6 protein-coding genes and 1 pseudogene are annotated in these 7,478 nt (G+C 36.2%); 1 reads left to right on the top strand and 6 read right to left on the bottom strand.

Going from position 1 to position 7,478, the window contains the following annotated elements; translation table 11 throughout:
- Positions 1-242 precede the first annotated feature (242 nt).
- A complete protein-coding gene (locus tag JUJ52_RS16540; RefSeq protein ID WP_205389591.1) occupies positions 243-1,541 on the top strand; it encodes a Zn-dependent hydrolase in 1,299 nt (432 codons plus the stop codon).
- A 130-nt stretch (positions 1,542-1,671) separates the two neighbouring features.
- Here the strand turns inward: JUJ52_RS16540 and JUJ52_RS16535 are convergent, their stop codons facing one another.
- The 6 genes and pseudogenes from JUJ52_RS16535 to JUJ52_RS16510 all read right to left on the bottom strand — a co-directional run bounded on the left by JUJ52_RS16535 (position 1,672) and on the right by JUJ52_RS16510 (position 7,343).
- Positions 1,672-2,235: a helix-turn-helix domain-containing protein gene (locus tag JUJ52_RS16535; RefSeq protein WP_228089046.1), complete on the bottom strand. Its 564-nt coding sequence runs from the start codon at positions 2,233-2,235 to the stop codon at positions 1,672-1,674.
- A gap of 99 nt (positions 2,236-2,334) precedes the next feature.
- Positions 2,335-3,555, bottom strand: coding sequence for an EAL domain-containing protein (locus tag JUJ52_RS16530; RefSeq protein ID WP_121604594.1), 1,221 nt, complete (start codon positions 3,553-3,555; stop codon positions 2,335-2,337).
- 587 nt (positions 3,556-4,142) lie between these two features.
- Positions 4,143-5,183, bottom strand: coding sequence for a collagen-like protein (locus tag JUJ52_RS16525; protein WP_228089045.1), 1,041 nt, complete (start codon positions 5,181-5,183; stop codon positions 4,143-4,145).
- Positions 5,184-5,515: 332 nt separating this feature from the next.
- Positions 5,516-5,970, bottom strand: a pseudogene (locus tag JUJ52_RS16520) (carbon starvation CstA family protein); the annotation flags it as partial.
- A gap of 124 nt (positions 5,971-6,094) precedes the next feature.
- Positions 6,095-6,427, bottom strand: coding sequence for a hypothetical protein (locus JUJ52_RS16515; RefSeq protein WP_051388346.1), 333 nt, complete (start codon positions 6,425-6,427; stop codon positions 6,095-6,097).
- A 307-nt stretch (positions 6,428-6,734) separates the two neighbouring features.
- Complete coding sequence (locus JUJ52_RS16510) at positions 6,735-7,343, bottom strand: hypothetical protein (protein WP_051388347.1); 609 nt, start codon at positions 7,341-7,343, stop codon at positions 6,735-6,737.
- Between the last annotated feature and the right edge of the window lie 135 nt (positions 7,344-7,478).

The following is a 7,478-nucleotide window of genomic DNA, read 5'->3' as shown; positions in this document are numbered from 1 at the left end:
ATTATTCCATAATAGCTACTAGAGGAAGCGTAAATCTGAGCATTTAGTGATAAGGAATGAGCGAATTTTGCTCCGTTTTTCTTATCTCTGTAGCAGTATATATATCACGTATATAACTGGCAGTAAGCCCTCATTGATTGAAGTTTCACTTTATGGCATCTTGACTTTAAAAACAAGTTGGAATTATTCTATTATTAATTCAATTTGTTGTTTAGTAAAAATCGAGTAGGAGGGAACATCTAATGAATCAAAAGAAAACGAATTTGCTCCGTGAGCGTTTATTGCATGGATACAATCAGGAATTAGATTATGGAGGGGTATCTGGTGAGCGAATTGCTGATCGTTTAAACGAAATAGCTACTATTGGTCGAACTGAAGATGGTGGGGCCAATCGTCCAGGGTATTCAAAAGAGGAAGTGGCTGCTCAAAATAAAGTTGCCATGTGGATGAAGAAAGCAGGACTAGAGGTGAAAGAAGATGGTGCTGGGAATTTAATTGGAAGACTAGAGGGTAAAGAAGCTACACGTCCCGCTATTATGAGTGGTTCCCATGTGGACAGTGTACCAAATGGTGGCCATTTCGATGGAGTGCTTGGTGTGATTGCCGCATTAGAGGTAGTAGAGGCATGGAATACTATAGGATATCAACCAACGAAACCCTTTGAAGTAGTGGTGTTTGCTGATGAGGAGGGGGCGCGGTTTAATGGTGGGCTGAATGGAAGTGAAGCAATGATTGGAAACTTTAATATGGAAGAGAAAAAACAGTTAGTGGATAAGGAAGGATATAGCTTTGAAGAAGTTCTAAAACAGGTTCAATTAAGTGTGGAAGGCTATCAGAATGCGAAACGGGATATGAACGAGATTGAATTATTTGTAGAGGTACATATTGAGCAGGGGAAACAGTTGGAAAAAGAAGGGCTGCCATGTGGTGTTGTGACAGGAATTGCTGGGCCTTGCTGGTTGGAGCTCACATTTTTAGGAGAAGCAGGTCATGCAGGAAATACACCGATGAATGATCGAAAGGATGCTCTTGTAGCCGCAAGTGAATTTATCTATCAAGTGAATAAGCTACCCAAAGAAATGAATGATACTGCTGTTGCTACCATTGGGAAACAACTCGTAGAACCAAATGGTGTAAATGTTATTCCGGGCAAAGTAACTTTATATGTTGATATTCGAGATATTTATCAGAATACTAGAGATGTATTAGTGGATAATGTTTTAAATCTAGCAGAAGCGATTGCCGATAAGCATCATCTTATGTTTAACTATGTAGAAAAAACGAGGGTGAAGCCAGTACCGATTATGAGTGATAAGCAGGAATTATTAGCAGAAACCATCGAGGAAATGGATATGAAACCTTATAAGTTACCAAGTGGAGCTGGACATGATGCCATGATTATTGGCGAAAAAGTTCCAGTAGCCATGCTATTTGTCCAAAGCAAGAATGGAATTAGCCATAATCCTTTAGAATGGTCTGATTTAAGTGATTGCGTGCAAACCATACATGTGTTGAAAAATTTTGTAGAAAAGATACAGTAAGCATATTTAGTGGATAACCGACAAGGGGGGAGGTAACCTTTTAATTCTGTTTCTGTATCTTCTCTGTCAAAGCGTTCCATATGATAATAATAGGTAGCTTCAGGAATACCCACAACAAGAAGAATACCTTTTAATCGGAATCCTTCTTCTTTGAGTTCGAATGCCACCTTTGCCTGTGCTTTTCGTAGAAGGCATTCGGATTCTCCCGAAAAGCTTTTAGCTTTTTTAAGTAGGCATTCTCTAGCCTTAGTAGTTCGTTCTCACGTTCTAACGCTTCTTCACGTGTTCTCTTTTTTGCTTCCTGCTTCTTCTGATTAATGGGTTTTTTAGGCATAGAAGGATGCCCCTTTCGTTTTAATTCCAGGCCTTCCTTACCTTGTCTGCGAAATTTTTTCATCCAGAGTTTAACAATGGACGAAGTGCTCAACTTAAATTGAACAGCAGTTTCTGTATAAGAAGCACCTGTCTCTAACATAAATTGTATCGCATCTAATTTAAATTGAACAGAATACTCCTTCTTTGTATTTCTTCGTTTTAGTCCCGCCATACCGTGACGCTCATAGTTTTTCACCCATTCATATATTGGTGTAGAGCTACTCATATGATATTTTTTGGCTAAGGAACGATATGAAAGATTTCCATCTATATACTCGGTGACAACCTTCCCTTTAAATTCTTCACTATATTTAGCCACAAAAACACCCCCTGAAATTAGATTTTTCACTCTAACTTCAGGGGGTCGATACCTTATCGTTCGTTTTTTATTGTATCTTCATTCTTTTGTCTCAGCGTCTCATAATAAACCATCTTGTTCGAATAGAAAATTGTATGGGATATCGATAAAAATAAATTGTTGTTCTGAGATAGGATGGGAGTATGTCCTAATTCGCTCGTCTCTCTCTATATCTGTATATAAATCAGAAAGTATTCCTTTTTTCTCCATATTCATACGTACAATATTTTCAAAGAAGTACGGGCGCCAGCTCCAGTTTTTTTGTCGTCCTTCGTTACGCAATTCCCATTCACCATCCAGATTCTTTTCCGCGTTGGAGGATAATTGAAAGCCTGCTTCATTACAAATATATACTCGAAATGTAAATGCATCACAATCCTTAGCAACGGTCAGGATTGTTTCGTCATAAGGGGCATCTGGATTTATTTTTTTCAAAGTTGTTCCTAATTGTTGATTAATTCTATTTGTCAAATCTAACTGCGCTTTCATTTTCTTATGCTCAAACGTTATAAAATGGTGGAAATCTTTCTTAACTTTATCCTTACAGTTGTCTGCTGATATAAATTCAGGGTGTATCTTTTCCAAATAGCTTCCTTGATAATAACGACCACCATTTCGCCATGCATAATTTAATTGTTGGAACGTTGTAATGCCTTTAAAGAGTAAGGTTGCGCCAATTTTACGAGAAAGCATAGATAATAAATGGTGTACATCTTGATACAATTGAGGTAGGTCATCATCTTGTAGAAATGCTACATCTACTTTTATTATATTGGGTTTAATGATAGCTAATTTATCTAGGTTACCATTACGTTGACCAACGTCATCAATTGCGATTTGTAAACCATATGTTTGTATATATGCAAATAAATGCTTTAGTTCATAGATATGATCTGTGACAAATGACTCAGAAAATTGTAGTATTAAATTTTTTAGCATCAGTCCCTTTTCAGCATAAGTATTTAATAATGCCATCATGCTATCGCCATCATCCTTGAGCAATAAATTAGCATCATAATGAATAAATAAAAATTGGGACTGATCCGTACATATATACTTATCTAATACCTTATGAAGCACCGCATTACTTAGCTCTAATCGGAATTCGCTCGGTATCGATTCATCTTTTACAAACCAACAGAGGTTATGTAATTCTTTGTCTTCTCCTTGAAAATAAGGTATAACTTCATAGCCAATAATTAATTGATTTTCTGCACTTATAATCGGATCGAAGTATGGAACGATCTGATCAAGCTTCATCATGATATCTAATGGGTCCATACGTATCAACTCCATAATTGTCCTTTATACCCCATAGTATAGCATGTATGAATACGATTTTCTCCTAACATAGCCTATTATAATAACCAAGTTTTGCTAAATGAAGAAAGTAGAGCTTCTGTATTTTCTGTAAAAATAGAATAACTATCTTAGATTTATTAGTACGATAACTTTTCATTTTCATGCATTACAATATTCTTATAGATATCTAAAAGAGGTTGGAACGAAAGAATATTTAGATATGTAAAACCCAAACTTTATCTGAAATATTTTAGATGAAGTTCGGGTTATTGTTATGGTTATAGGTAGTTCATTCATTGCTAAGTCAAAATGCTTCGCTTTTTCGCGGGGACGTATTAGCTTCCTCAGAAAGCAAAGAACGCTTTCCTGTGGGATGTTCAGGCTCACGCTTTTCCCGTAGGATAAGGAAGGCTGCGGTAGCGATACATCGCACGCAGAAAAAGCGTTCTTCTTTTTCAAGGAGTCTACGCATTTTTACTGCGCTTCGTATGAACATTTATTTTATCGTTCAGCTTTTGGGTTAACTATTTTAGTTTCGTCCCAGACTCTTATATATTCCAAATAACTTAAGATAATCTGTGAACTGACCAAATCGTTCCAGTTGCATCTGTTCCGCCTAGATCGACATTAATAGTTAATCCATCTGCGACATATTGAATAGCAATGACATCCCCAGCATCTAATTCTACATCTCCTTCTAATGTTACTTGCCCGCTTCCTAGTATGGCCCTTAATGTTAGCACTAGAACAATGTCTACGTTTAGAACGGGAAACAACCCTGTAATTAAGTCTGTAGTAACTGGTGATATTCGTTGGACTACTAAAGCTGGATTTACTCCTGCTCCTAATGAAGCAGTAATAGCTGCTGTAGTTGAGTAACTGATAACAGCTTTTATAGAATATCGTCCTGTTGCAGGAATGGTATATGTTCCAGCTACTTCGTCAAATCCTGCTGCATCATAAAAAGGACTCACTACAGACCAATTGTCCAGTTGGGTATCGGCAGCTACAGTTGTAGGGACCCTGTTAGCGGAAAAGCCGATATCTGTTACAATATCTCCCGTTGCGCCAGTAGGTCCGGTAGCGCCAGTAGCACCGGTAGTTCCAGTGGCCCCCGTAACGCCAGTAGCGCCGGTAAAGCCAGTAGCACCGGTAGGTCCGGTAGCGCCAGTAACGCCAGTAGCGCCGGTAGGTCCGGTAGCGCCAGTAACGCCAGTAGCGCCGGTAGGTCCGGTAGCGCCAGTAACGCCAGTAGCACCGGTAGGTCCGGTAGCGCCAGTAACGCCAGTAGCCCCAGTAGCGCCGGTAGGTCCGGTAGCCCCAGTAATGCCAGTAGCACCGGTAGGTCCAGTCGGCCCAGTAGCTCCAGTAGGACCATTTTCACAACATGAAGGTAAATTAATTTCATTTATGATGTTTAAGTTACCACATCGACAGTGGTTATAGTGTTTATTGCAATTAGTACAATAGCTATGATTTATATCTTCATCGTAGCTATCAATATACTCCACATGTAATTCTTTGTTTTTGCAATATGAACAGTTATTTTTATTAGCAGGACAATTACATCTTTTATGGTAAAATTGTGGAAATTTACTGCTCGACATCTTGTTCCCTCCTCTAACAAAAGCTGGACTTCTATATTCTATTAAAAGAAAAAAATGACGGTGTAATTCAAAACCCTACTATCCGGTAAAATAATGTAAAAGTTTACATCTTATATATGTAGGAAATACGTATGTGAGAGAGGAATTTTAGTGGAATTCAAGAAAATTAGTATATTTGTCAGGAGCTTATTATGGCAGTATAATTTTCTGAATATTAAGCTTAACACTAATTTATAACAGAGATTATTAGAAAAGGGTCTTTTATAGAATGTAATATTCATTTCCAAAAAAGAAGCTTACACAGATGACCGTGTAAGCTTCTTACTAATTGTTTACATATCTACGTCCAATTTGTTTGCTTTATTTTCCTTTGCTTTTTTAAGAACAAAAAAGTAAGCATCACTGTAAATTGCACCTATTATAAATGATAGACGAAGCTCTAAACGGAAACCAATTTCCGCATTTAAGATATAAACAAAAACCATATAACTCATAAAAAATGGTTGGAACCATCGATTAAATATACATAGTTGCAATTCAAAGTGCGATTTCGGCTGTTGCTTAGTTTGCCCAAGAGAAGTATCTTCAAAGAAGATTAAAGTCAATTTTCGTTAAGGAATAAGAAGTGATAAACAACGGAACGGCTATGGCTAATCGGTTAAACACTTTTTTGTTTAAGGTAGTCAGCAATAACAGAACGAGCGGCACGAAACGCTGTATCTCCTGAGGTTATTGGCAGTACAATGGCTCCAAGAACTGCTATTGTACCGGCAATGGCACCTAGAATATGCGCTCCTCTATTTCGAATAGATATCACCCTGTTAAATAGTCGTGTGCTGCGCCCGCAAATATGGTTATTATTATTTATTTATTTATTTCTCAAACTAAATTCGATATGATATTATCGTTAATTATTGGATAATTTTATTATAAAGAAGTCCTTCATCAAGTTTCACTAGCTTTAACCTATTGGTTTTTTTAATATAAATTGATTTATATTTTATTTCACCATTCTTTTTAAAAAGGATAACGCGCTTATAAAGATTATCTTTTGTTATATCCCAATCCATTTCTTTCATGTCGACCACATCGCTAATAATGGGATATTCAACTAAATCATGTAATGGATGATCTGATTGGTGAGAGAGAGGTGCTTGTTCGGTCTTCTTACTCACTAATGATTGATAGCTTCCATTACATGAAGTAAGTAATAGTAAACTAATTACCAGAACACTAATTTTCATTTTTTATCCAACTCCTTTATTAACAAAATAAGGAATTAATCTGAGATTTTGTTAAGTGTTAAATGAGAATTTGCTTAGAATATTCGCGTTCTCGAAAATATCTCTGTATTTTTTCACTAGATTCACTGTAATTAAATGCAATACAAAGAAGTTGGGAGTGAACTAAAGAAGTTCATAACAGATCCATGTACAAATAGTAACGACACATATACTGCACATGGAACTATTGTTAGGAGTTATCAAACCGCTTGTCCTTTTTGCTTTGCTTAAAATTTTTCGGTATTCGTTAGTTGTTTTTATTAATCGTTTATCTAGACATGCTATTAGGGAGCTGCGTTTTTGGACAACTACTTATTTTGCTAGTAACTAAGTAAATAAGAATGGATAATATCATTAAACAAAAGGTAATATTTTGTGATATACCAATAATGTTATTCCAACTACTCATACCATTTATATACAATTGTAAAAGCAAGCCTGCAAGTAAGATTAATAATACAAATGGTGTTTTTCTTAGGAAGAACCCAATAACACCACCAATAAGCCCTCCTAGCGCAGAAGCTCCATACCACTCTACATATGTAGTAATAGGCGTTGAGATTGCATTATCATCATAAAAATAGCCAATTACAAAATAAAATGTAATTGTAACAATTGTATAAATGACTGCAAATAAAGCTGCTTCCTTCAAGCTTCTTGAAAATGTATAGCCTACAAACATTGCTAGTATAAACCACATTGGCAAGGAGTTAATCATAATGGATAAATAGGAAATAACAAATTTAGTAAATGATATGTCACCAAGCAAAAATAAGTTATCAGATATAACAGAGGTAGTTCCTACAATCAAGCCTACAATGATAGTGAAAATAGTGAAATGTTTCCAGCCTCTTTTTTGAACTTGTTTGTCTCCCAACAATAACTCCCCCTCTCATTTATCATTTTACGCTCCCTTTATTCTATTATAGAAGAATTATGTAAATTATTACAATTGTTCCTATAAATTTCCTTAATTAGTACACTTTATCCCACTTCGGTATAGGAATCATCG

The sequence above is a fragment of the Virgibacillus sp. AGTR genome (genome assembly GCF_016919725.2).
GTDB classification, from domain to species: domain Bacteria; phylum Bacillota; class Bacilli; order Bacillales; family Amphibacillaceae; genus Virgibacillus; species Virgibacillus salarius.
This window is presented reverse-complemented; position numbering and strand designations above follow the sequence as displayed.

What these genes read in the sequence shown, in the direction of transcription:
- JUJ52_RS16530 (WP_121604594.1), bottom strand. Translation starts at nt 3,555, where the DNA reads ATGGACCCATTAGATATCATGATGAAGCTTGATCAGATCGTTCCATAC.
- JUJ52_RS16525 (WP_228089045.1), bottom strand. Translation starts at nt 5,183, where the DNA reads ATGTCGAGCAGTAAATTTCCACAATTTTACCATAAAAGATGTAATTGT.
- JUJ52_RS16515 (WP_051388346.1), bottom strand. Translation starts at nt 6,427, where the DNA reads ATGAAAATTAGTGTTCTGGTAATTAGTTTACTATTACTTACTTCATGT.
- JUJ52_RS16540 (WP_205389591.1), top strand. Translation starts at nt 243, where the DNA reads ATGAATCAAAAGAAAACGAATTTGCTCCGTGAGCGTTTATTGCATGGA.